This is a genomic window from Coprococcus sp. RTP21428st1_C9_RTP21428_210409 (genome assembly GCF_040227395.1).
Classification (GTDB): domain Bacteria; phylum Bacillota; class Clostridia; order Lachnospirales; family Lachnospiraceae; genus Coprococcus; species Coprococcus aceti.
Genome location: NZ_JBEHVV010000041.1, coordinates 1 through 25,512, shown reverse-complemented (window position 1 = coordinate 25,512; position 25,512 = coordinate 1). Strand labels below are relative to the sequence as shown.

The 25,512-nt window shown below is 45.6% G+C and carries 15 protein-coding genes; 13 read left to right on the top strand and 2 right to left on the bottom strand.

The window, feature by feature from the left end; translation table 11 throughout:
• Positions 1–30 precede the first annotated feature (30 nt).
• The 11 genes from ABUA34_RS09005 (at position 31) to ABUA34_RS08955 (ending at position 21,250) form a co-directional block, all read left to right on the top strand.
• Positions 31–4,644 (top strand): hypothetical protein, encoded by a 4,614-nt coding sequence (locus tag ABUA34_RS09005; protein ID WP_349823187.1) that lies wholly within the window; start codon positions 31–33, stop codon positions 4,642–4,644.
• A 164-nt stretch (positions 4,645–4,808) separates the two neighbouring features.
• A complete protein-coding gene (locus tag ABUA34_RS09000) occupies positions 4,809–5,885 on the top strand; it encodes an RNA polymerase sigma factor (protein WP_349823186.1) in 1,077 nt (358 codons plus the stop codon).
• Between the two features lie 647 nt (positions 5,886–6,532).
• Positions 6,533–9,703: an isoleucine--tRNA ligase gene (gene ileS / locus ABUA34_RS08995; protein WP_022058402.1), complete on the top strand. Its 3,171-nt coding sequence runs from the start codon at positions 6,533–6,535 to the stop codon at positions 9,701–9,703.
• A 300-nt stretch (positions 9,704–10,003) separates the two neighbouring features.
• Entirely contained in the window at positions 10,004–11,209 is a 1,206-nt protein-coding gene (locus ABUA34_RS08990) for a metallophosphoesterase (protein WP_349823185.1), read from the top strand.
• A 196-nt stretch (positions 11,210–11,405) separates the two neighbouring features.
• Complete coding sequence (locus tag ABUA34_RS08985; RefSeq protein ID WP_349823184.1) at positions 11,406–13,124, top strand: alanine/glycine:cation symporter family protein; 1,719 nt, start codon at positions 11,406–11,408, stop codon at positions 13,122–13,124.
• A gap of 203 nt (positions 13,125–13,327) precedes the next feature.
• On the top strand, positions 13,328–15,088 hold the full coding sequence (gene dnaK, locus ABUA34_RS08980) for a molecular chaperone DnaK (RefSeq protein WP_055280393.1): 1,761 nt from the start codon (positions 13,328–13,330) through the stop codon (positions 15,086–15,088).
• Between the two features lie 25 nt (positions 15,089–15,113).
• Entirely contained in the window at positions 15,114–15,509 is a 396-nt protein-coding gene (locus ABUA34_RS08975; RefSeq protein WP_055222351.1) for a hypothetical protein, read from the top strand.
• 54 nt (positions 15,510–15,563) lie between these two features.
• Positions 15,564–16,463, top strand: a complete 900-nt coding sequence (locus ABUA34_RS08970) for a DUF5685 family protein (protein WP_055222350.1) — start codon at positions 15,564–15,566, stop codon at positions 16,461–16,463.
• A 3-nt stretch (positions 16,464–16,466) separates the two neighbouring features.
• On the top strand, positions 16,467–17,276 hold the full coding sequence (locus tag ABUA34_RS08965) for a J domain-containing protein (RefSeq protein WP_015534468.1): 810 nt from the start codon (positions 16,467–16,469) through the stop codon (positions 17,274–17,276).
• Between the two features lie 303 nt (positions 17,277–17,579).
• Entirely contained in the window at positions 17,580–20,021 is a 2,442-nt protein-coding gene (locus ABUA34_RS08960) for a glycogen/starch/alpha-glucan phosphorylase (protein WP_055222480.1), read from the top strand.
• Positions 20,022–20,173: 152 nt separating this feature from the next.
• Complete coding sequence (locus tag ABUA34_RS08955; RefSeq protein WP_015534470.1) at positions 20,174–21,250, top strand: glycoside hydrolase family 5 protein; 1,077 nt, start codon at positions 20,174–20,176, stop codon at positions 21,248–21,250.
• A gap of 107 nt (positions 21,251–21,357) precedes the next feature.
• Here ABUA34_RS08955 and ABUA34_RS08950 read toward each other — a convergent pair whose 3' ends face one another.
• Positions 21,358–21,573, bottom strand: a complete 216-nt coding sequence (locus ABUA34_RS08950; protein WP_015534471.1) for a cold-shock protein — start codon at positions 21,571–21,573, stop codon at positions 21,358–21,360.
• A gap of 261 nt (positions 21,574–21,834) precedes the next feature.
• Between ABUA34_RS08950 and ABUA34_RS08945 the strand changes: the two genes are divergently transcribed.
• Both ABUA34_RS08945 and ABUA34_RS08940 read left to right on the top strand, forming a co-directional pair.
• A complete protein-coding gene (locus ABUA34_RS08945) occupies positions 21,835–22,785 on the top strand; it encodes a SpoIID/LytB domain-containing protein (RefSeq protein ID WP_156337924.1) in 951 nt (316 codons plus the stop codon).
• Positions 22,786–22,868: 83 nt separating this feature from the next.
• The gene (locus ABUA34_RS08940) at positions 22,869–23,630 is read left to right on the top strand and encodes a M23 family metallopeptidase (RefSeq protein ID WP_015534473.1); all 762 of its coding nucleotides are present in this window, start codon (positions 22,869–22,871) and stop codon (positions 23,628–23,630) included.
• Between the two features lie 198 nt (positions 23,631–23,828).
• Here the strand turns inward: ABUA34_RS08940 and ABUA34_RS08935 are convergent.
• A partial coding sequence (locus ABUA34_RS08935; RefSeq protein ID WP_349823183.1) for a GH36-type glycosyl hydrolase domain-containing protein occupies positions 23,829–25,512 on the bottom strand: 1,684 nt, incomplete at its 5' end.

The window sequence follows — 25,512 nt, the reverse complement described above, 5'->3', positions numbered from 1 at the left end:
AGTTATTATTATGAGGGCGATGAAGGGGATATGGTATCGTATGCGGATGCGGAAAAACTTCCGGCCGGTACGTATACTGTTCAGCTTACAGACAAAATGGATAGTGAGCCGAACCAGTCGACCAAGATATACGATTCGTACACTGCAAAGGTGCAGACTCCTGCTGAATATTTTGTAGGAAAAAGGAATATCAGTGAGACGGATACCTACGCATATGATACCAGGGTGGACGGTTACGAGTATTACAGATTTATACCATCTGCAACTGCTGACTTTGTGTTTGAAGTAGATAAATCATCAACTGCATTTATAGATGTATATGATTCGGACATGGCGGTGGTTGAGACCGATAATGACAGGTATTCATTTGTCAAGGGAAAGACCTATTATGTCAGACTTTCAGGAACAACGGATGATGACAATGAAACATTGAATGAGGTCAGGCTCAAGGCGAAGAAGTATGCGGCACCTTCAGGGGTGACATTGAAGCTGGCAAAGAGCGAATGGGCAGCCGGAACGCCGATAAGCTTCATGAATGGTGCGAGCAGTACAATAAAGTATAATGATAAGTCCACGGAAAGCATAGATCTGACCGGTGGAAGTGGATACAGTAATGGAAACAGATATACAGTATATTATTCGTCATCTGATGATAACTGGAAAGAGTACGAATATGAAAAAGGTGTAACTCTTTCAGAGGGCGAGTACAAAGTAGCTGTGGGATATGATGCGGCTGAGGAAGATCAGGAGCTGCTCGGCACGGCAGTGCTTAAGGTAGTGTCCATAGACAAGCTGAGCGCAGGACAGCTCTCCGAAGGTGACAACAATGTGAGTGTCGGAACGGATGAGTATGACAAGGCCTATTACAGTTTTGTCATGCCATTTGACGGAAGTGTGGTAATAGAAAGCGACAGTCCTTATTGTGTATATGAGTCCGGTGATGAGGGCCCGGTAGAGGTTACAGGAAAACTTACCGGAGGCAGCACTTATTACGTAGGCCTGTATAATGAGTTATCTACTTCCAAGACAAATGTGAGACTGAGCTTTATTCCGAAAGTGACAGATATGATTGCTGTTCCCGAGAACACGGATTTCATCAGAATGGGCAGCTACGATAAGGATATCAGCAGTTATGTAGATGGAACCAGAGTAAAGATCTCGTATGCTGACGGAAAAACAGAGGAGCTGGTGTTTGACGATTCGGACAGTGTGGAAACCTCCAGAGGAGACGAGGTACGTGCTGAGATAGTTACAGATATGGAAAATGAGTGCCCTGTCGGAGCGGCACAGATTAGGATATACACGCTGTATAGTGAGGACTCTTATGCATATGACATAGAGATAAAGGATATAGAGGATGTTGCTGCCGGAAGTCTTGCGGAGGGCTCTAATCAGGTAAGCATGTCGGAGAATGGCAGTGCATACTATACGTTTAAGCCTTCGATATCTGCCAGGTATACATTTGCCCCAGTGGGCGGTATGGAGATCTACAGCAAGATCGACGCTGACGATGAGACAATGTATGATCTGAAGAAACTTAGTGTATCGGATGGCGAGGCTGCACTTGAGAGCGGCAATACATACTATATCTGTTTCGATGGCGGAGTAGAGGACAAGTGGGGAGATACGCAGACCAGTTGGAGCATGAATGTGACAAGGGGAGAAACTTTGTCAAATTCAAAGATCAGTTCATGGAAGCTGAGAGATAACAGAAACTATGAATTCCTTCCAGATATGAAATTATCAGGTATCAAAAACCTTCTGGATAGAGAGACTCTCCAGTTTGTATATGATGATGGCAGTGTAAAAGAGGCCAGTGTCGGTGACAGCGAGGATAATGAGCTGATCACGAGTACATGGTACAGATATAACGAGAAAACTGGAAAGTATGTCGAGATCGCAGGCTTTGGCAGCAGGGTTGATACTGGCAGATACATGGTTGAACTTGCAATCGCTGGTGCGGATGGCATGGATACGGTTGAGATACCATTTGCAGTGAAGACTGCACAGAGCATGAGCCTTGGAACATGGGACGGCTCAAAGACGCTGGATATTTCCGGCGACAGATATGTGTATGTATATAAGGTAAGTGCCCAGGCGGGTTCGTATGTGGTATCCGCTGATGAGAAGATCGATGGCATCAGGATTTTGGATGCAAATGGAACAGAGATAACGACTAACAACGTGGCTTATTCATCTGATGGATTTGGCAGTGCGGGATTTGACACAGCAGGCGGGGATCTGTATGTATGTGTGTATCCGGGAAAAAATGTAAATAAATGCGGCGTGACAATGAAGGAGATCGTCAAGGCTGTAAGTGTAAGCACAACCGTTTCTAAGACTGAATATCTGAGGGAATTTGATGAGATCAAGGGCAGCATAAAAACCGTTGTCACATATTCTGATGGAAGTACCAGAACATTTGGCGCGGATGACGATGATATAAGCTTTACGATCAAGAAAAACGGCAGGGTGAGCAGCTATTTAAGCATCGACACGATAACAGAACAGACCGGATTATATGAGATAATACCTTCCATATGGGGAATGGCTGACGATTGTGAAGTTCAGGGAGCATCATTTGACGTCGTAGATCTGAATGTGGATGAGCTGGAGTACCTGATATCAGGTGAGCCTGCGGTGCTTTCAGGTGTTGAGAACACTGGGGATGTAAAGCTGTACAGATTTGATATTGCGTCAGATGGAGTGGTATCCCTTCAGAGACAGGGCTTTGAGCTTAAGGGTATATATACCATTGAGGATGATGGCAGCTTTTCAGATACATATAGCAGTGGAGATGCTTTCTCTCTGAAAAAGGGAAGCTATATTATAGCACTCTATGCGAGAGAGAAAGATGATCAGATAACATTTACATATCACGATTCGTATGTGACAGGTAATGGAAAAATAACACCGGGTCAGAAGACAACAGCGGATATAAGCTATGACGGAGAGGGCATCGAGTATGAATTTATCCCAACGGAGACCGGAGAGTACAGATTTACGGTGGACTGCGGAGATAATACAGTATACACCAGAATCTATGCTGATGGGGTTCTGGAAAAGACATACTCACGGAACGGCGGACAACTCATTATAGACAGGACATTTGAGGCGAACCGCAGTTATACATTCAGGATCAGCCTTGCGTCGCAGCAGACAGGAAGCGTGACGATCACTCCTGAGAAGGTGGAGGCAGAGGTAGAGAACGAGTACGATATCTCCGCTGTGAGCATATCAGGATGCAAGGTGAAGAAGACAGAGGACGGATACAGTGTAACCGGAGATATAGAGATAACATATGCAAATAATGAGAGCCAGAAGACACCATTTGTCAGCGGAAGATGGACTGATGCATATGGAAATATCATTCAGGGAATCATGTCTGTTGTGGAAAATGACACATACACAGATGTGACTCTGGATCTCAGATATAAGAATACGGGTTCATCAGAATGGGTGTATGCCGAGTCAAAGACCCAGAAGTTTGGGGATGGAGATGACGAGGGATGGATCATAACCAAGATTCCGACATGTACTGAGAACGGAGAGAAGACAAGGTATATTGAGGATGAGGATATATATGAGACCGAGGTGATCCCTGCTACAGGACACAGTTTCACAAAGTATGAGTCAGATGGAAATGCCACATGTTCGCAGAAGGGAACCAAGACGGCAAAATGTGACAATAACTGCGGAGAAAAGGATACTATCATAGACGATGAGACCACAGTTCCTCACGATTATCAGACGGTGTGGACGGTTAAGAAAAAGGCATCACAGACCAGTGACGGATATAAGGCGCATGTGTGCAAAAACTGCAAGTCAGCCAGCAAGGAAACTCAGAGTATATACAGGATAAAGAGTATCAGGCTTGCATACAGCGCTGTTGAGTATGATGGTACAGCTAAGAAGCCTGCGGTAGAGGTAAAAGACTCAAAGGGCAGAAAGGTTGCCGCAGGAAATTACAGCGTTTCATATTCAAATAACAAGAATATCGGCAAGGCCAAAGTTGTCATCAAATTCAAGGGTGACTATGAAGGGGAGAAGACACTCACATTTGACATCAAGATGGGTGTGAGAAAAGTTGAGTCCATTGACAACACAGCAAATGGAATAAAGTTGAGCTGGAAGAAGTATAAAGCGGCATCGGGATATGTTGTTTACAGAGGAGTAAATGGAAAAGCATATACGATAGCAGGTGTTGTTCAGAATCCGGAGACAACATCGTTCGTGGACGTCACAGCTAAAAATGTGGGTGTAAAGTATACATATAAGATAAGAACTTATAAGACATTTGGCGATGTGACATACAATTCGGCATTTGGCGGCGAGAAGACAGGAAGTTATGTACCTGCCGTGAAGCTGAAGAAATTCACAAGTGCATCTGCCGGAACAGCCAAGGTTACATATAATAAGGCAGCCAAGGCCACCGGATATCAGATACAGTATGCAGACAATGCATCGTTCAAATCTGCAAAGACGGCCAATGTAAACGGAGGTTCAGTTACAAGTAAGACCATCAAACGACTTACTAAGGGCAAGAGATATTATGTCAGAGTACGAAGCTTTAAGAAGATTGATGGTAAGGTTTACTATTCCGCATGGAGTGGAAAGAAATCGGTTGTAATAAAGAAGAGATAATATCAAAAGAAATAGAAGAATCCGCCATGGATACAATCTGTATCCGTGGCGGATTGTTTTTTATTCTGTGTGTTCATCATCATAACGCCTTTTATTACATAATAGCGAAAGAAAACAGGTAATAAAGTGTAAAAATTGAGGTAATGTGATGTTTTTGGTTGGACATGGCAGACATAAAATGCTACCATGATTCTATGGGAACATTATTGTTCCAGAGCAGCAAAAGGGATGAGCAGAATAAGGAGAGAAAGATGGACGAGAATAACGTAAATGGATTTAATGATATGGACGACGATGAGGACGAGGGAACTACTGTCCTCACGACTCCGGGAGTGAGCGCATTTTCTCCGGTGCAGAACAGTGCACAAGGGCAGCCGAACCCGGGTCAGCCACAGCAGAATCAGCAGCCGGGTGGATTTGGACAGCCGATGGGCGGACAGTATGGAGGATTTGGACAGACACAGTATGGTCAGCCGCAGTACGGTCAGGGTCAGCAGTTTGGTGGAAATGTCCAGTCGACAGGTGGACAGTATGGAGGATTTGGACAGCCACAGTATGGTCAGCCGCAGTACGGTCAGGGTCAGCAGTTTGGTGGAAATGTCCAGCCGACAGGTGGACAGTATGGAGGATTTGGGCAGCCACAGTATGGTCAGCCACAGTACAGCCAGCAGCCGGGCATGACTCCGGGTGTTATGGAGCCGGGTAAAAAGGTGAACAAGAAGCTTATAGCAATAATAGGAGGAATCGCAGCGGCAGTCCTGATCGCGATAATAGTCGTTGTTCTGATCCTGGCGGGTGGTTCCGGTGAGAGAAGTGCCAAGAAGGTCGGAGACAAGCTGGTGACAGCCTATGAAAAAGGCGATGCCGATGCCATGGTTGATCTGATGGACAAGGAATATTACAAGCTGTATAACAGGATAAGAAGCTATACAGGCAGTGATGACTATGTCAAGGATACATTCAACGAGCAGGTCAGCGACATGGTAGATGAGGTAGGCAAGGTCAAGAGTATCAAGGTCGAGGACCGATCAGAGAAGGAATATGACGAGGATAAGCTTAAGGATGTAAATGATACATTTGACATGCTGGATGTCGACATGACGGTTGACAAGTGCTACGAGGTGGATCTTGATGTCAAGATAAAAGGATCTACTGACGAATCAGATGGCGAGATCATATACACAGTTATAAAGACTGGCGGTAAGTGGTATCTTGTAGACTATGATCTCTACGTATATTAGAAAATAAATCTCATGGATTGAGGATTGATTTCTCAGTCCATGAGATTTTTTGTATATATTGGATACATACGAATGTGTTTTGTAGCAAATATGTATAAAAAACAAATTGTAATTGTATATGCATGGTGATAATATAAAAAACGTAAGAAATTGTTATATGTATCTTAATAATGGAGCTGGTGGATATATCGTATACAGAAAGTCCGGCAGAGTGACATACTATTCTGCATGGAGCACAACAAAGAATGTGGTTATAAAGAAGTAGAATAGTAAATTATTTGCGCATATTGCGATTGACAAACCACAAATACTTGCTATACTAATGAATGGATAGGTTCAGAAATGGCTTATACAGGCGGTTTTCTGGATCATATAAGTTAAAAACGATGACAGAGACAGTACGGAGTCTGCGAGATCAGCAGCGAGCCGGGGGCGGTGCGAGCCCGGTGACAGTAGAGACTTTCGGAATATCACTCTGGAGTTGCAGACCAAAAGAGATTTGCTCAAGTAGGCTCTGACGTATTTCCTGCGTTAAGGGGAGCGCATATGTTAGTATGTAAGTAATAGGTGGTATAACGAACTCAAAGCCCTTCGTCCTGATTACGACGAAGGGCTTTTTTATATTTATCACAGAAAGGAAAGACGACATGTACGACAAGGTTTCGACTAAACTGGAATTCGTGAACAGAGAGCAGAAGGTATTGGACTTCTGGAAAGAAAATCAGGTATTTGAGAAGAGTGTTGAAGAGACAAAGGATCTGCCAACATACACATTCTATGATGGCCCTCCAACAGCAAATGGTAAGCCACATATCGGACACGTTCTCACACGTGTAATCAAGGATATGATCCCTAGATATCAGACAATGAAGGGACATAACGTAGTCAGAAAGGCCGGATGGGATACACACGGTCTGCCTGTTGAGCTCGAGGTTGAGAAGCTCTTGGGAATCGACGGCAAGGAGCAGATAGAGGAGTACGGACTGGAGCCATTTATCCAGAAATGTAAGGAGTCCGTATGGAAATATAAAGGCATGTGGGAAGAGTTCTCAGGCAAGGTAGGTTTCTGGGCTGATATGGACAACCCATATGTAACATACCATGATGACTTCATCGAGTCAGAGTGGTGGGCGCTGAAGAAGATCTGGGATCAGGGACTTCTGTACAAGGGCTTCAAGATCGTGCCTTACTGCCCAAGATGTGGTACACCTCTTTCAAGCCATGAGGTTGCACAGGGATACAAGACAGTCAAGGAGCGTTCAGCAGTAGTAAGATTCAAGGTTATCGGAGAGGACGCATATTTCCTCGCATGGACAACAACACCTTGGACACTTCCTTCAAACGTAGCACTCTGTGTAAATCCAGATGAGACATACGTGAAGGTTAAGGCAGCAGACGGCTACACATATTATCTTGCACAGGCGCTTGCAGACAAGGTTCTCGGCGGTCTTGCAAAGGAAGCAGCAGACGATCAGGCAGCAGTTCCTGCATACGAGGTTCTTGAGACATATGTTGGTAAGGATCTTGAGTACAAGGAGTATGAGCCACTCTATGAGTGCGTAAAGCCTGTATGTGAGAAGCAGCACAAGAAGGGTCACTTCATTACATGTGACACTTATGTAACTATGACAGATGGTACAGGTATTGTTCATATCGCACCTGCATTTGGTGAGGACGATGCAAATGTCGGAAGAAACTACGATCTTCCATTTGTACAGTTTGTAGATGGCAAGGGTGACCTCACTGAGGAGACTCCATTTGCCGGAATGTTCGTAAAGGATGCAGACCCTGAGGTACTCAAGGATCTGGACGCAAGGGGACTTCTCTTCGATGCGCCTAAGTTCGAGCATGAGTATCCACACTGCTGGAGATGTGACACACCACTTATCTACTACGCAAGAGATACATGGTTCATCAAGATGACAGCAGTCAGAGACAAGCTGGTTAAGAATAATGACACTGTAAACTGGATCCCGGAGAGCATCGGTAAGGGACGTTTTGGCGACTGGCTGAAGAATGTTCAGGACTGGGGACTTTCAAGAAATCGTTACTGGGGTACTCCGCTGAACATCTGGGAGTGTGAGTGCGGCTGCAGACATGCCATCGGATCAAAGGAAGAGCTCCGCTCAATGAGTGACAACTGCCCTGAGAACATCGAGCTTCACCGTCCGTTCATCGACGCTGTAACTATCAAGTGTCCTGAGTGTGGCAAGCAGATGCACAGAGTTACAGAGGTTATCGACTGCTGGTTCGATTCAGGATCAATGCCATTTGCACAGTGGCACTATCCATTTGAGAATCAGGATATATTTGAGAAGCACTTCCCTGCTGATTTCATCAGTGAGGCTGTTGACCAGACAAGAGGATGGTTCTACTCACTTATGGCGATCTCAACACTGCTGTTCGACAAGGCTCCGTTCAAGAACGTAATCGTTCTCGGACATGTCCAGGATAAGGACGGACAGAAGATGAGTAAATCCAAGGGAAATGCGGTAGATCCTATGGATGCTCTGAACAAGTACGGTGCAGATGCCATCAGATGGTACTTCTACAGCAATTCAGCACCATGGCTTCCTAACAGATTCCATGAGGATGCAGTTGTTGAGTGTCAGAGAAAGTTCATGGGTACACTGTGGAACACATATGCGTTCTATGTACTCTATGCAAATATAGACAACTTCAATCCACTTGAGCATGAGCTAGAGTACGACAAGCTGTCACTTATGGATAAGTGGCTTCTGTCCAAGCTGAACTCAACAGTCAAGGCAGTTGACGCAAACCTTGGCGCATACAAGATTCCTGAGACAACAAGAGTTCTCGAGGAGTTCGTGGATGACATGAGTAACTGGTATGTCCGTCGTGGCCGTGAGAGATACTGGGCAAAGGGCATGGAGCAGGACAAGGTAAATGCTTACATGACACTTTACACAGCGCTCGTTACGATCGCACAGACAGTAGCTCCTATGCTCCCATTCATGGCAGAGGATATTTACCAGAATCTGGTTAGAAATATAGACAAGGATGCACCTCTCTCAGTTCATCTGTGCTCATTCCCTGAGGTGGATGAGAAGATGATCGATCCAGAGCTTGAGGTTGCTATGGACGAGATCCTGAAGATCGTAGTTCTGGGACGTGCAGCAAGAAATACAGCAAATATCAAGAACAGACAGCCAATCGGCAAGATGTATGTCAAGGCTGACAAGAAGCTTTTCGGTGAGGAGAAGGCAATCATCGAGGATGAGCTGAATGTGAAGAACGTTGAGTTCGATGATGATGTAAGCGCTTACACAACATACAGCTTCAAGCCACAGCTTCGTACAGTCGGACCTAAGTACGGTAAGCACCTTGGCAAGATCAAGGAGCATCTGTCAGCACTGGATGGCAACGCAGCCATGGCAGAGCTCAAGGCAGAGGGCGCTCTGAAGTTTGAGGCAGACGGAGAGGAGATCGTACTCACTGAGGCTGATCTTCTGATCGACATGGCTCAGATGGACGGTTTCGTATCTGAGGCAGACGGCGGCGTGACAGTAGTTATCGACACAAACCTGTCAGAGGAGCTTCTTGAGGAAGGATTTGTCCGTGAGATAGTATCCAAGGTTCAGACTATGAGAAAAGAGGCTGGATTCGAGGTTATGGACAAGATCACTGTATACGCTGACGGAAGCCAGAAGGCAAATGACATCATCGCAGCAAATGCGGATGCCATCATCGGCGATGTTATGGCAACAGAGATTATAACCGGCTCGGTTGACGGATACACCAAAGAGTGGAACATCAATGGCGAGAAGGTAACTCTTGGAGTGAAGAAGAACGACTAAGGGATATAATATTAGGGTTTAAAACAGGCATTTTGGAAAAAATTATCCCTGATCAAGAGAATACGGCCCGAAAGGTACAAATCTTAAAGATTTTGTATCTTTCGGGCTATTTTTTTGTGATTTAGGATAATTTTGTACTTTCTTTAAATATATTTGGATATTAGGGGATGACGGTGGAATTACGATTTATTAAGTTTGTGTATGTGTGGTGTTGGGAGTATATTATTGTATGAATAAATCGTACAAAGGACTGCCGTCAATATGTATATTGGCCAGTCAGAAAAACAAAGGAGAAAAAAGATGATAGCAATTTTTATTGCGCCTTTTTACATAGCGCTAAATATATATTTGTTCTGGAGAATAAAGGGCTGGGTACAGGCATATTTTCCGAAACTCAAAGGTAAGAAGGGCTGGATAGTCCCGATAGTGTTATATGCATTTTTGGCGTCGGCGCTGGTGATCGCATTCTTCCTGCCACAGGGAAGGTTCAGACGTGGCATGAAGCTGGTGGGCAATTACTGGCTGGGCGTTCTGCTGTATATGATATTTTTCATAGTGATAGCTGAGCTTGGAAGATTCCTTCTGCTTCATGTATTCAGAGTGAGCAAAGATAAGATATGCGTGCCGAGGGTACGCAGGATAGTGGGCTGTGCGTGCGCAACACTCATCATGTGTATATCCTTCTGGGGAGTGGTAAATGCGAGACTTGTGCGGGTGACGCCTTATGATGTGACCATCAATAAGGAAGCACAGGATGAGAATGGTCAGAAGATGGATTCCATGAAGATAGTGCTGGTTGCAGATCTTCATCTTGGATACAACATAGGTGTCAGGCAGGTTCAAAGAATAGTGAATTCCATAAATAAGCAGGACGCAGATCTGGTGCTGATAGCGGGTGATATATTTGACAACGAATGGGAAGCCGTTGACCAGCCGGAGGAGCTTGAGAAAATACTCCGGGGGATCAAATCAAAGTATGGAGTGTATGCCTGCTATGGCAACCACGATATACAGGAGCAGGTGCTTGCCGGATTTACATTTGGCGGACAGAAGGAGAAGACCAGCAGCCCGGAGATGGACGAGTTTATAGAGAAAGCGGGAATCACACTTCTTCGTGATGAGGGAGTGCTGATAAACGATTCCATATACATCTATGGCCGCCGCGATGCCCATAGACCGGGAAATGGAGTCACTGACAGAGTATCGGCGGATGAGATAACGAAAAATGTGGACAAGTCCAAAGCTATCATAGTTCTCGATCACGAACCAAAGGAGCTGGAGGAGCTGTCGTCGGCAGGTGTGGATATGGATCTGTGTGGACACACCCATGACGGACAAATGTTCCCAGGCAACATCCTTGTGGCGATGATGTGGGAAAATTCCTGCGGTTACCTGAATGTTGACGGCATGCACAACATAGTGACATCCGGAGTCGGTGTGTTTGGCCCTGATATGCGGGTTGGAACCAAGGCGGAGATATGTCCGATAACGGTGAATTTTAAATGACCACCACACCGCATAATATTTCGCCAACCGCTCGCATAACTTAATTAATAAAGGAAAATAACCATAACACCACAATACTCTGGACTTTGTGGCAAAAATAAAGTAAATTTACGGGTATATAAACTGATTCGGGACAAAAAATGAGGGGAGTGCCGGGTCGGATGGTATGGATAACCTGGAAAGAGGAGGCGGTTGTATGGAAAAGTTAAATGAGATCGTGTCGGCGGTGGACGGATTTGTCTGGGGACCGGTCATGCTGGTGCTTCTGGTTGGAACGGGAATATTTCTGACGATCAGAACAGGGTTTCTTCCCTGGAGGAATCTCGGCTATGCGCTGAAGAGTACACTTAGCAAGGAGGCAAGGACAAAGAGCAGAGGAACCGGAGACGTGTCACCATTTTCGGCACTGACCACCGCGCTTGCTGCAACCATAGGAACGGGAAATATCGTTGGTGTTGCAACGGCCATGGTATCGGGAGGTCCGGGGGCACTGGTGTGGATGTGGATATCCGCAGCATTTGGACTGACATCCAAGTTCTCAGAGTGTATGCTTGCTATCAAGTACCGTGAGGTGAATGCCAAGGGCGAGATGAGCGGCGGTCCTATGTACACTATGAAGAAAGCATTCAAGCATAAGAAGTTCGGCGCAGTGCTGGGCTGGCTATTCGCACTCTTTGCAGTCATCGCCTCATTTGGAATAGGAAATATGACACAGGCCAATTCCATATCTGAATCTCTTAGCAGCACATTCAGCGTGCCTACATATGTTACAGGAATCATACTTACGGTTTTTGCCCTTCTTATAATAGTTGGAGGAATCAAGACCATATCTAAGGTGTCATCAGTTGTTGTTCCTTTGATGGCGATATTCTATGTTGTAGCCGGACTTATTGTAATAATCGTCAATATCCAGAATCTTCCGGCAGGAGTTGCCATGATATTCAAGATGGCATTCTCAGTCAAGGCAGTCGGTGGCGGTCTGTGTGGTACGATCACAGCAGCTATGATGAACGCCATGAGATTCGGTGTTGCCAGAGGAGTATTCTCAAATGAAACTGGAATGGGCTCTGCGGCCATCACAGCGGCGGCAGCCACAACAGACAATCCTGTCCGTCAGGGTTACATCAATATGACAGGTACATTCTGGGATACCATAGTAGTATGTACCATTACAGGTCTCTGTATTGCATCGTCGGGTGTGCTTGGAATTACGGAGAACAGTACAAAGGGCAGCTATCAGGTGAGCGGAACGGAGGTTACTGTGGAGGCTGTTGATTCCGACAACAAGACTACCACAACGGATTATACGTATGAATTCACAGATGACCAGCTCATTCTGACAGATACATCCAATTTGTCAAATACACTGACTCTTTCTGTTCTTCCATCCGACGAACTCAACAAGGATGAGAATACAAAGCTTGCAAGTGAGCTTGTGGTGGAGGAGAGTCAGGCGGCCATAGGAAGTCTTACCGGTACATGGACTGATGCAGCCGGAAACCATTATACATTTGCTGAGGATGGAACATTTGCCTGCTCAACTGTTATAAAAGGTGCAGCTCTCACGATACTGTCATTTGGCTCTGCACTTGGCAAGGTGGGAGGCTGGCTCGTAACTATAGGAATTGTGCTCTTCGCATTCTCCACGATCCTTGGATGGGAGTATCACGGAGAGAAGGCATTTGAGTATCTGTTCAAGTCACACAAGTACAATATGATATACAGGATAGTGTTCTCGCTCGTTGTATACGTAGGCGCGACGATATCACTGGATCTTGTATGGAACTTCTCAGATATAGCGAATGCGCTCATGGCGATTCCGAACCTTATCTGTCTGCTGGCATTAAGCGGAGAGATCGCAAAGGATATGAAGGAATTCCAGGCGGTTATCAAGGCAGAGAAAGTATCAAAGTAGAATATTAAGTCCGGGGACGGAGGGGTCAGGTACCTCCGTCCCTTTTTTTATACTCTCTTAACCTAACTTTATACTTACTTTATTTTTTGTCCAAATTATGTTCATAAGTGATGGTTATTATATACAATATATAGGGACGGAGGTACCTGACCCCTCCGTACCCATGAGTAGATTAGAATACCATTACAGAGAGGTTGACATATATGAGCAGAGTAGTAGGAATAGACCTGGGAACAACAAACAGCTGTGTGGCAGTGCTTGAGGGCGATCAGCCAACTGTCATACCGAATTCGGAGGGCGGCAGGACCACACCTTCCATAGTAGCCATCACAAAGAATGGAGAGAGACTGGTGGGTGAGTCTGCCAGGAGACAGATGACTGTGAATGTGGACAGAACTATCACATCCATCAAGAGAGCGATGGGAACAACATACAGAAAGAGGATAGACGGCAAGGACTATTCGCCGCAGGAGATATCCGCCATCATACTTGCAAAGCTGAAGAGCGATGCTGAGAGTTATCTGGGCGGACCGGTATCTGATGCAGTCATAACAGTTCCGGCTTACTTTGACGACAGCCAGAGACAGGCCACAAAGGACGCCGGAAGAATAGCGGGACTGAATGTGCTTCGAATCATAAATGAGCCTACATCGGCGGCTCTCGCCTATGGTCTTGACAATGGACAGGCGCAGAAGATACTTGTATACGATCTGGGCGGAGGAACATTTGACGTGTCTGTTATAGAGATAGGGGACAGCGTCATAGAGGTTCTTGCCACCGCGGGAGACAATCATCTAGGCGGAGATGATTTTGATGAGAGGCTGCTGGACTACGTCATCAAGACCTTTAAAAAGGAGACAAAGGTCAATCTGGCGAAGGATATCACAGCATCCCAGAGAGTGAGGGAAGCCTGTGAGAATGCCAAGAAGGAGCTCTCATTTGCGCAGACTGCACACATCAATCTGCCATTTATATCGACAGTGAAGAATCAGCCGGTGCATCTAGACATGACGATAACCAGGGAGCAGTTCAACGAGCTCACCTATGACCTGGTGGAGAGAACGGCGGGACCTGTAAACCAGGCATTATCCGATGCGGGCATAACGAGAAATCAGATAGACAAAGTGCTGCTGGTGGGTGGCTCCACCCGTATACCGGCGGTTGTGGATAAGGTTCGTGCCATAACCGGCAGGGAGCCATCCAAGAATATGAACCCGGACGAGTGCGTTGCCATGGGTGCGGCGGTCCAGGGAAGCAAGCTCAGCGGCGAGCTCACCGTGTCGAACAAGGTGAATGACATTCTCCTCATGGATGTGACACCTCTTTCGCTGTCCATTGAGACCCTTGGAGGTGTGGCAAATGTCATCATTCCGAGAAATTCAGCCATTCCGACCAGAGCATCAAAGATATTTACCACGGCGGGTAATTTCCAGAGGGATGTCGAGATCAAGGTGTACCAGGGCGAGAGACATTTCACAAGGGACAACAAGCTGCTAGGCAACTTCAGGCTCAGCGGTATCAAGAGAGCCATGGCGGGCGTTCCTCAGATCGAGGTCACATTTGACATGGATGCAAATGGTATCCTCAAGGTTTCAGCTAAGGATCTTGGCAGGGGCGTGGAACAGCAGATAGTGATCACATCCAGCACCAACCTTTCGGAGGAGGAGATCCGCAGAGCAAGGGAGGATGCGAAGAAGTACGAGGATGACGTGGCTGGAGCCAGGGAGTTCAAAGACATTATGAACGAGGCCGAGTCGTATGTATATAAGGTAGAGAATCTTCTTGAGACCAGGGGCGCACAGCTTGACAAGAAGGAGATGAAACGGATCAAGAGCGACTGCGAGTATCTGAAGAAGCTTGTGACACGAACTGACATGAATCATGTAGATGATGTGGAGATGGGCAGGATGAAGGAAGCCTACAGGCAGCTTCAGGAATCCGCAGAGAAGCTGGAGACAATGTAAGAATTTGCGAGGAGAATGGTGAATTATGAAAGACAAATTTATAAGATTTATGAGATCCAGGTACGGCAACGATCAGTTGTCATCATTCCTTACCTGGGGCGGATTGATTTTTATGGTGCTGGATGCATTTATCAAGACGGGGATATTTTATTTCCTTGGGCTTTTCATGTTCGCTTATGGATATGTCAGGATCATGTCCAAGAACTATGACAAGCGCGCGGCTCAGAACAGATGGTTTATGGAGCACACCGCGGGCGTGAGAAATATATTCAAGCGTGCGAAGAAACAGAAGGAAGCCGGCAAGGAATACAAGATATTTGTCTGCAGCAAATGCCAGCAGATGATCAGAGTTCCAAGGGGAAAGGGCAAGATAGAGATCAGATGCCCTAAGTGCGGCAACAGATTTGTGAAGAAGTCTTAGTGATGATGCGGACTTTAGATATTTTGAGTTGAAATACGGTATGGAGATTGAGAGATGTTTGGATATATAGTGGTGAACCAGCCTGAGCTTAAGATGAAAGAATACGATGAATACCGTAGGTATTACTGTGGCCTGTGCAAATCGCTGAAGGACAGATACGGTGCGAGAGGACAGATAAGTCTCAGCTATGATATGACATTTCTGGTCCTTCTTCTGACGGGACTGTACGAACCGGAGAAGCACTCGGGCAGCAGAAGATGTATCGCACACCCGACATCGAAGCATACTTATGTACAGAACGAGTACACAGATTATGTTGCTGATATGAACGTGATCCTTACCTATTATAAATGTATAGATGACTGGGATGATGAGCATATGTTTACCCGAAAGCTGTATGCGGATGTGCTGCTCGCTGGGAAAAATGGCAGGAGGCTCAAGGAAGATTATCCACAGAAGATCCAGGTTATTGCGGAGAACCTCAAGGCGATAAGTGAGCTGGAGGAGGTGGGATCCGATGACATGGATGCATTGTCGGGGCATTTTGGCAATATAATGGCAGAGATATGTGCCCCGAAACATGATGAGTGGGAATCATATCTCCGCACCATAGGCTATTATCTGGGCAAATTTGTCTACATAATGGACGCGTATGACGATATAGAGAAGGATATAGGTGCCGGAAATTACAATCCATTCGTGTGCAGGCTTGCGCATGAGCTGGGTGTTGAGGTACAATCAGTGGGTGTGGATAAAACCATAGAACAGGACAAATGGCAGGAGCTTGCAGAGTGGACGAAGGATGTTCTGATGATGATGGTGGCACCACTTGCTAAAGAGTATGAGATGCTTCCTATTATTGAAAATGTAGGTATACTCAGGAACATAATATACTCAGGAATATGGGAAGCATATTATTCGACTACAAATAGAAGATGCGGCGATGAGGAATAAATTATGAAAGATCCTTACGAGGTGCTGGGACTCAAAAGAGGTGCCAGCGAAGAAGAAGTAAAAAAAGCATATAGAAGGCTGAGCCGGAAGTATCATCCGGATGCGAATATCAACAATCCTCACAAGGATGAGGCTGAGGAAAAGTTCAAGGAGATACAGCAGGCTTACAAGTCCATAGTGAGCGGTGAGGCTGACCGTGCAAGTTACGGTGGTGCTGGTGGGTATGGAACTGGAAGCTCGCAGGGCTACGGCGGCGGTTATGGATCTGGCGGTTCATATGGTCCGTATGGTGGAAGTTCTTACGGCGGTTCGTCAGGAGGCTACGGACAGTATGATGATCCATTTGGCGGTTTCGGAGGATTTGGCCCATTTGGTTTCGGTGGCTATCAGAGACAGAATGACTACGATCCGAATGATAAAGATTCCAGATATTTTCAGGCCGCGAAGAACTATATGAACAGCGGAAGCTATGAGGAGGCGAAGAACGTCCTCAATCAGATAGAGAATCACGATGCCAAGTGGCACTATTACAGTGGCGTGTGCAACGCCGGACTTGGCAATCAGATAAGAGCCATGGAGATGCTGAAGCGTGCAATGGAGCTTGAGCCGGGCAATCAGGAATACCGTCAGGCATATGAGTCCATCAAGAGCGGCCGTCAGTGGTACATGGACAGAGGTGCCGGGTATGGAATGGATATGCCGACCGGCGGAAAGTTTTGCAACAACCTTTGTACCATATGTGCTCTCATGTCGTGCTGCATGGGCGGTATGCCTTGCGTGTGCTGCATGCCGAGTGGATACGGACGAAGTTAGATAACGATCCCCCTGGGAGTTGCCTCTCCCAGGGGTTTTATATCGTATACGTGGTGCATTTACAATATTCTGGTAATCATTGAAAACGCAAGAACCCCCAATTAATCTAGATATTATCAGACATTTATCGCCTTTTATGTAAAAAAAACTGCAAATTCTATTTGACTATAGTCTAATTTTATAGTGTTATTTAACAAATTTTTTCTCATGTATTGTTTAAAAAAAAGGTTGATGATAGAATGAAACAGTGAAAATGGAAAAAATTATATCTATTTATCCAAGGAGGGAATGAATCAGATGAAGATGTTAGCAGATTTCGATAAGGAAGGCTTCAAGAAGGAAGTCATTACTAATGTAAAGACCCTTTTCCGCAAGCCTATCGAGGAGGCTACTCCACAGCAGGTATTCCAGGCAGTCAGCTACGCAGTAAAGGACGACATCATTGACAGATGGATTGCTACACACAAGGAGTATGAGAAGAAGAACGTCAAGACAGTTTATTATCTGTCTATGGAGTTCCTTATGGGTAGAGCACTCGGTAACAATCTTATCAACTTGACTTACTACGATGCAGTTAAGGAAGCACTTGACGAGTTAGGATTTGACCTGAACTTTATAGAGGATCAGGAGCCTGATGCCGCTCTGGGTAATGGCGGTCTCGGACGTCTTGCAGCTTGTTTCCTTGATTCATTGGCAACACTTGGTTATCCTGCATACGGTTGTGGTATCAGATACAAGTATGGTATGTTCAAGCAGGGTATCAAGGATGGATATCAGGTTGAGATGCCGGATGACTGGCTCAAGGATGGCAACCCATTCGAGGTTAAGCGTTCAGAGTACGCTGTTGAAGTTAAGTTCGGTGGATATGTCAGAGTTGAGAACAAGAATGGCAGAAACTACTTTATACAGGATGGATATCAGTCAGTTCGTGCCGTACCTTATGACCTTCCAGTCATCGGTTATGGCAACAACGTTGTAAATACACTTAGAATCTGGGATGCTGAGGCAATCCAGGAGTTCTGCCTTGACTCATTTGACAAGGGTGAGTATGAGAAGGCAGTAGAGCAGCAGAACCTTGCAAAGACTATCGTTGAGGTTCTCTATCCAAATGACAATCACTACGCAGGTAAGGAGCTCAGACTGAGACAGCAGTATTTCTTCATCTCAGCTTCAGTTCAGAGAGCAATCCTCAAGTTCAAGGAGCTCAACAAGGACATCCACAAGCTGCCAGAGAAGGTAACATTCCAGATGAATGATACACATCCAACAGTAGCAGTTGCCGAGCTCATGAGAATCCTCATGGATGAGGAAGGCCTTGAGTGGGATGACGCATGGGATATTACAACAAGAACATGTGCATACACCAACCATACGATCATGGCAGAGGCACTTGAGAAGTGGCCTATCGAGCTGTTCTCAAGACTGCTTCCACGTATCTACCAGATCGTTGAGGAGATCAACAGAAGATTCGTTCTCAAGATCCAGGAGATGTATCCAGGCAACCAGGATAAGGTTAAGAATATGGCAGTTCTGTACGATGGCCAGGTTAAGATGGCTCATCTTGCAATTGCAGGTTCTTACTCAGTAAACGGTGTTGCAGCTCTTCATACCAAGATCCTTGAGGAGAGAGAGCTTAAGGACTTCTATGAGATGAGACCAGAGCAGTTCAACAACAAGACAAATGGTATCACTCAGAGACGTTTCCTGCTTCATGCTAACCCACTTCTTGCAAACTGGATCACAGACAAGATCGGTGACGAGTGGATAACCAATCTTTCACACCTTAAGAAGCTTAAGGTATATGTGAACGATGAGAAGTGCCAGCATGAGTTTATGAACATCAAGTACCAGAACAAGATCCGTCTTGCAAAGTACATCAAGGAGCACAACAATGTGGATGTAGATCCTCGTTCAATCTTCGATGTACAGGTTAAGAGGCTTCATGAGTACAAGAGACAGCTTCTGAACATCCTTCATGTTATGCATCTGTATAACAGACTGAAGACAGAGCCAGAATTCGATATGTACCCAAGAACATTCATCTTTGGAGCAAAGGCATCAGCAGGATATAAGAGAGCTAAGCTTATCATCAAGCTCATCAACTCAGTTGCAGATGTTGTCAACAACGATGCTTCAATCGAAGGCAAGATCAAGGTTGTATTTATAGAGAACTACAGAGTATCCAATGCCGAGATCATCTTCGCAGCAGCAGATGTATCAGAGCAGATCTCAACAGCTTCAAGAGAGGCTTCAGGTACAGGTAACATGAAGTTCATGCTGAACGGTGCACCTACACTTGGAACCATGGATGGAGCAAATGTAGAGATCGTTGAGGAAGTTGGCATCGAGAACGCATTTATCTTCGGACTTTCAGCAGAAGAGGTTATGAAGTATGAGCGCGAGGGCGGCTACAACCCAATGGATATCTACAATAACAACCAGGCTGTAAGAAGAGTTCTCACACAGCTTATCGATGGTACTTATGCACCGGATGATCCGGACAGATTCAGAGATCTCTATGATTCTCTTACAAAGGAAGATGTATACTTCATCCTTAAGGACTTCGATTCATATGCAGAGGCTCAGCAGAAGGTTGATAAGGCATACCAGGATGAGAAGGGCTGGGCAAAGATGGCTATGCTCAACACAGCATGTGCTGGAAAGTTCTCATCAGACAGAACTATCGAGGAGTATGCAAAGGAGATCTGGAAGCTTAAGAAGGTTAAGGTTTCCCTTGATAAGTAATTATCAGATAGAATGAAATAACAAAATAAAGGACGGACATCATATGGTAAGGATCGTATGGTGTCCGTTTTTATTTTGCATCTGTTAATACATCCGCGCCTATGTTATGATATATATATGTTACGTTGTGATGAAAAGGGGGTTATAAACATATGAAAGGTAGAAAATTGAGACACAGACTCACGGCTCTGCTGCTCGCATTTGCAATGATATTTACAGCGGTTGCCGTACAGCCGAACTGTGATGCATTTGCAGCTACGAAGGTAAAGACGCCGGTGGCGACACATGGAAGACTGTCTGTGAAGGGGGCAGATCTGGTGGATGCCAAAGGCAAGAAATTCCAGCTCAGGGGAATCAGCACACACGGTATCAACTGGGATGTGGGATATCCTTATGTGAACAAGGCGGCGTTCAAGACTCTGAGAGACGACTGGGGAGTTAATGCGGTAAGACTTGCCATGTATACATCTGAATACAACGGCTATTGCGCGGGCGGCAGCAAAGCGGCACTTCGAAATCAGATATACAAGGGCGTGAAATATGCGACCGACCTCGGCATGTATGTGATCATCGACTGGCACATACTCAACGACGGGAATCCTATGACACAGGTTGCAGAGGCAAGAAGATTCTTTGCAACTATGGCGAAGAAGTATAAGAAACAGAAAAATATCATTTATGAGATATGCAATGAGCCAAATGGCTGCGACTGGAAGACTGTCAAGCGATATGCGTCCCAGGTCATAAAGGTCATAAGAAAGTATGACAAGAAGGCGATCATCGTAGTGGGAACGCCGACATGGTCCCAGCTCGGTTCGGATGGCACACACAATGAGGTTGCGGATAACCCTATCAAGGGCTACAAGAATATAATGTACTCACTCCATTTCTATGCAAATGAGTGGAGCCACAACCAGTATCTTCCTGCGAAGCTTGCATACGCAAGGAAGAAGGGGATAGCGGTCATAGTCACAGAGTTCGGAATGTCCGCGGCAAGCGGCGATGGAGGCATAAGCAAAGCCTACACCGGCAAATGGCTGACCAGACTCAACAAGGCGAATGTCAGCTATTTCTGCTGGAGTCTCAGCAACAAGAATGAGTCGTGTTCATTGCTTTCGTCTAAGACGAAGAAAACAAGCAGGTGGAAGACTACAGAGCTGTCTGCAGCTGGCAGATACATAAGAGCGAAATACAGAGCCCGCAAGAAGGCTCTCGGAAGCAGGGCGTAACGGGAAGCCGTGAGGAAACCGTGATATTAACAAGCAATAAAAAACAGGCGCTATATAGATCAAAGATCTGTATAGCGCCTGTTCTTGTGTTAATGGTTATATGTGAATTAAGCTACAACTGTTACGTTAGTTGCTCTCTCCTTAGAAGCGTCCTTAGGATCAGCCTCTACGTCAAATGTAACCTTCTGTCCCTCGTTAAGAGTCTTATATCCATCAGAGTTGATTGCTGAAAAATGAACAAATACGTCCTTTCCTGTCTCATCATCTGAGATGAATCCATAACCCTTTTCTCCGTTGAACCACTTAACTGTACCGTTCTTCATCACGAGTACCTCCTAAAAATGAAAATTTGTACTCAATGAAAACACTACAATATACCTTATAGAGAATACTCCAAAGAAAAGCTTACCTTATATAGCAATCGAACCGTTAATCTTGAATACGCTATTATCATATTATGTCATGTTGCATTTGTCAATAAACGATACGACTAAAATTTGCGTTAAGATTTCTCAGTAAAAAGGGTATATGAGCAGTGTAAAAACGATATATATATAAGAGGTATAAAAATGCGGGAGGGTGAAATGAGGAATGCAAAGACGATCATTATAGGGATTGCGTGTGCTATGGCACTTGCTTACATAATATCAGGAATATACGACAAGGCGGTTGGGGGAGATAACACTGACGGATCGGCAAAAAGCGGACGCAATGTGTGTATTTATGATAATGGGGAGTATTCCCTCGTGGATGTGGAAGAGTATACAGCATCGACGCTGGCGGGAATGATGAGTGACAAATGGAGCGATGAAATGCTCAAGGCGGTCGCAGTTGTGGTTAGGACCGGAATCTATTACCAGATGGATGAAAATGACAGAAATTCCGCCACACAGGGGCAGACAAAGAATCTTATAAATGAGTCCCAGCTCCGGGAGATAAGATATACGGAATCGCAGCTCAAGAAGAAATGGGGAGGCGAGTGCTCCGGGATAATGAGAAGGGCGGAGAAGGCGGTGTATGCGACCGGTGGACAGGTTATGAAATACGGTGGAGAGGTAATACTTCCGGCGTATCATATGATAAGTACAGGGCATACTGTGAGTGCACAGGAAATATATGGGCATGACATACCGTATCTCAGGCAGGTGGCAAGTGATGTGGATCAGATGGCGGAGGACTTTTCGACCACTGAGATATACAGCGGGGACAGGCTTCAGAAGATATTCAGAAAATGGATAGACGCTGACAATATGACGGATGAGGTCAAGGTTATGACAGCCACAGAATCTGGATTTGCACAGACCATAAATGTATTTGGGAGCGAGCTGGAGGCTGATGTTTTCAAAGAACAACTGGGACTTGCCTCGACGAATATACACATAGATAAGGTTAAGGATGGATACAGGATCATAACGGTGGGCGTTGGAGATTCTCTGGGAATGTCACTGTATGGGGCGTCTGTATTGGCGGAAAATGGAGAGAAGTATGATCAGATCCTCAGGTATTATTATACTGGAATAGAGATTGCAAAATAAAGGTTGATAAAAAATATTTACACATTCAAATCATCTGTATATAAGTGCCAATAAGTGGACATGATACAGATGAGGTGATGAATATGAAGAAATTTTTGGGCGGCATAAAGAAGAATATATTTTATATCTCGCTCATCACAGGCATGGCAGTGCTTGTGACAGTGCTCGGACTTTATAACGCACAGACCAATTCAAAGGAGAAGACCATAACAATAGGACAGAATACGCCGAATGACAGTACGACGGAAGCCGATGCGAAGGAAGCTTTGAACGATAAGAAAAATGATAAGAACAGCGGAGTGTCGGATGAAGGTACATCAGAGCAGAAAGATATTGAGACGGATAATACCATAGAGGATTCCGCTGCATCCACAGCGGAGAGTGAGAGTGCTGAGACTGGAGCTTCAGGAGTTTCAAATGACAGCCTGCATTACGATCCAAAGGATAGCATATCATGGCCTATAAATGGCAATGTGATAATTCCTTACAGCATGGATACGACAGTGTATTTTGAGACACTCAAGGAATACAAGTGCAGCCCTGCAATGGTAATTGAGGCGCAGACGGGCGATGAGGTCAAGGCTGTATATGAGAGCAAGGTAGCGGAGGTCTCAAGCAACCCAGAGCTGGGCAATTACGTCAAGCTTGAGCTTGGAGACGGCTACACCGTGACACTTGGACAGCTTCAGGATGTGAAGGTTGCACTTGGCGAGCATCTGGATGCCGACCAGGTAGTGGGAACCGTTGGCGAGCCAAGCAGATTCTACAGCGAGGAAGGAAGCAATCTCTATTTTGCAGTCGAGAAGGACGGCAATCCTGTGGATCCGATGCTGCTTATACAGTAGATGGAGGGTTGGACAGGTTGTTAATTTGTATCTTTTGCGAGGATAACACAGCGTTTTGCGACAATCCCGTGGCGGGATGAAGAAGATAGGTCATATAAACAAAAAAGCCCCACAATATCTAAAATAGATATTGTGGGGCTTTTGCACTATATACTTACGTATATTTTCTTAAATGTGCTTTATAATCCACGGTCTATATTAGCCCATTACAACCTCTACTGAGTGAGTCTTGCCATCGCCAAATGCTGGGATAACGTTGCCCTCGATAGCGTTGCCATCAACGAGTACGCTCTTAACGCCCTTGTTGATGTGAGCTGGGTTAGAAACCTTGATGTCGTATGTAGCACCACGGAACTGACGTGTAGCTGTCATTCCATCCCATGCAGCAGGAATTGATGGATCGATCTTCAGACCATCGAAGTCTGCTGAGATACCAAGGATGTACTGTGATATAGCTACCATGTTCCAAGCAGCAGTACCAGTCAGCCATGAGTTCTTACCCTGACCGAAGTGGTTGCCCGGCTTGCCGATATCAGATCCGGCATCCTTACCACCGATCATCTGGCCGTATACATATGGCTCAGTCTTGTGTATATCTGATGTCTCCTCAGTGAAAGCTGGAGCTATCTCTGAGTAGTACTTAAATGCCTGATCACCGGCACCTGCGTAAGCAGCAGCACAGATGATCCATGCATTGTTATGTGTGAAGATTCCGGCATTCTCCTTGTATCCACCTGGGTATGTAGAAATCTCACCATACTGGATGTAATACTTTGTAAATGCTGGGTTGTTGAGTACAAGTCCGTGCTGTGTATTAAGTCTCTCATCGATTGCAGCAAGAGTCTTCTTGTCGCAGCCCTGATCCTTACCGATGTCTGACATGATAGCGAATCCCTGTGGCTCGATGAAGATCTGACCTTCCTCGCACTCCTTGGATCCCATCTTCTCACCGTTTGCATCGTAAGCTCTGAGGAACCAGTCGCCGTCCCATGCTGACTCCATGATGTTGGCCTTCATCTTGTCGATCTCAGCCTGAGCAGCATCAGCCTCAGCGTCCATTCCAAGGTGCTTAAGGATAGCAACGTAGTTAGGACCTGCATATGTGAAGAGTGTAGCAACCATAACTGACTCAGCAACCTTTGAGTATCCACCCTCAGCAGCGAACTTAGGGTTGGTGTATGTCTGGAAGCTCTCACCTGGTGTATCTGAGAAGCATGAAAGGTTGATACAATCGTTCCAGTCAGCTCTCATTGCAAGTGGAAGTCCGTGTGGTCCAAGGTTGTTCACGATCTTGTAGAATGAAACCTTGAGGTGGTCAAGCATAGGCTTTGCAATTGACATATCGTTGTCATATGGAACCATCTCGTCAAGGATGCCCCAGTCGCCAGTCTCCTTGATATAAGCTGAAACTGAAAGGATCAGCCATAATGGATCATCTGAGAAGTCTCCACCGATATCTGCGTTACCCTTCTTGGTAAGTGGCTGGTACTGATGGTAGCATCCACCGTCTGGGAACTGTGTTGAAGCTATATCGATGATTCTCTCTCTTGCACGATCAGGGATCTGATGAACAAATCCAAGCACATCCTGGTTGGAATCACGGAATCCCATACCACGGCCGATACCTGACTCGAAGTATGAAGCTGAACGTGAAAGGTTGAATGTAACCATACACTGATACTGATTCCAGATGTTGACCATACGGTTAACCTTGTCATCAGGTGTGTTAACGTTGAGAATGCTCAACAGTCTGTTCCAGTGCTCCTTGAGCTCCTCAAGACCTGCAGCAACCTTCTCAGGAGTGTTGTACTTCTCGATCATCTCGAGAGCCTTTACCTTATTGATAGTCTTGCCGTCTGCCTCGAACTTCTGGTCAACAGGC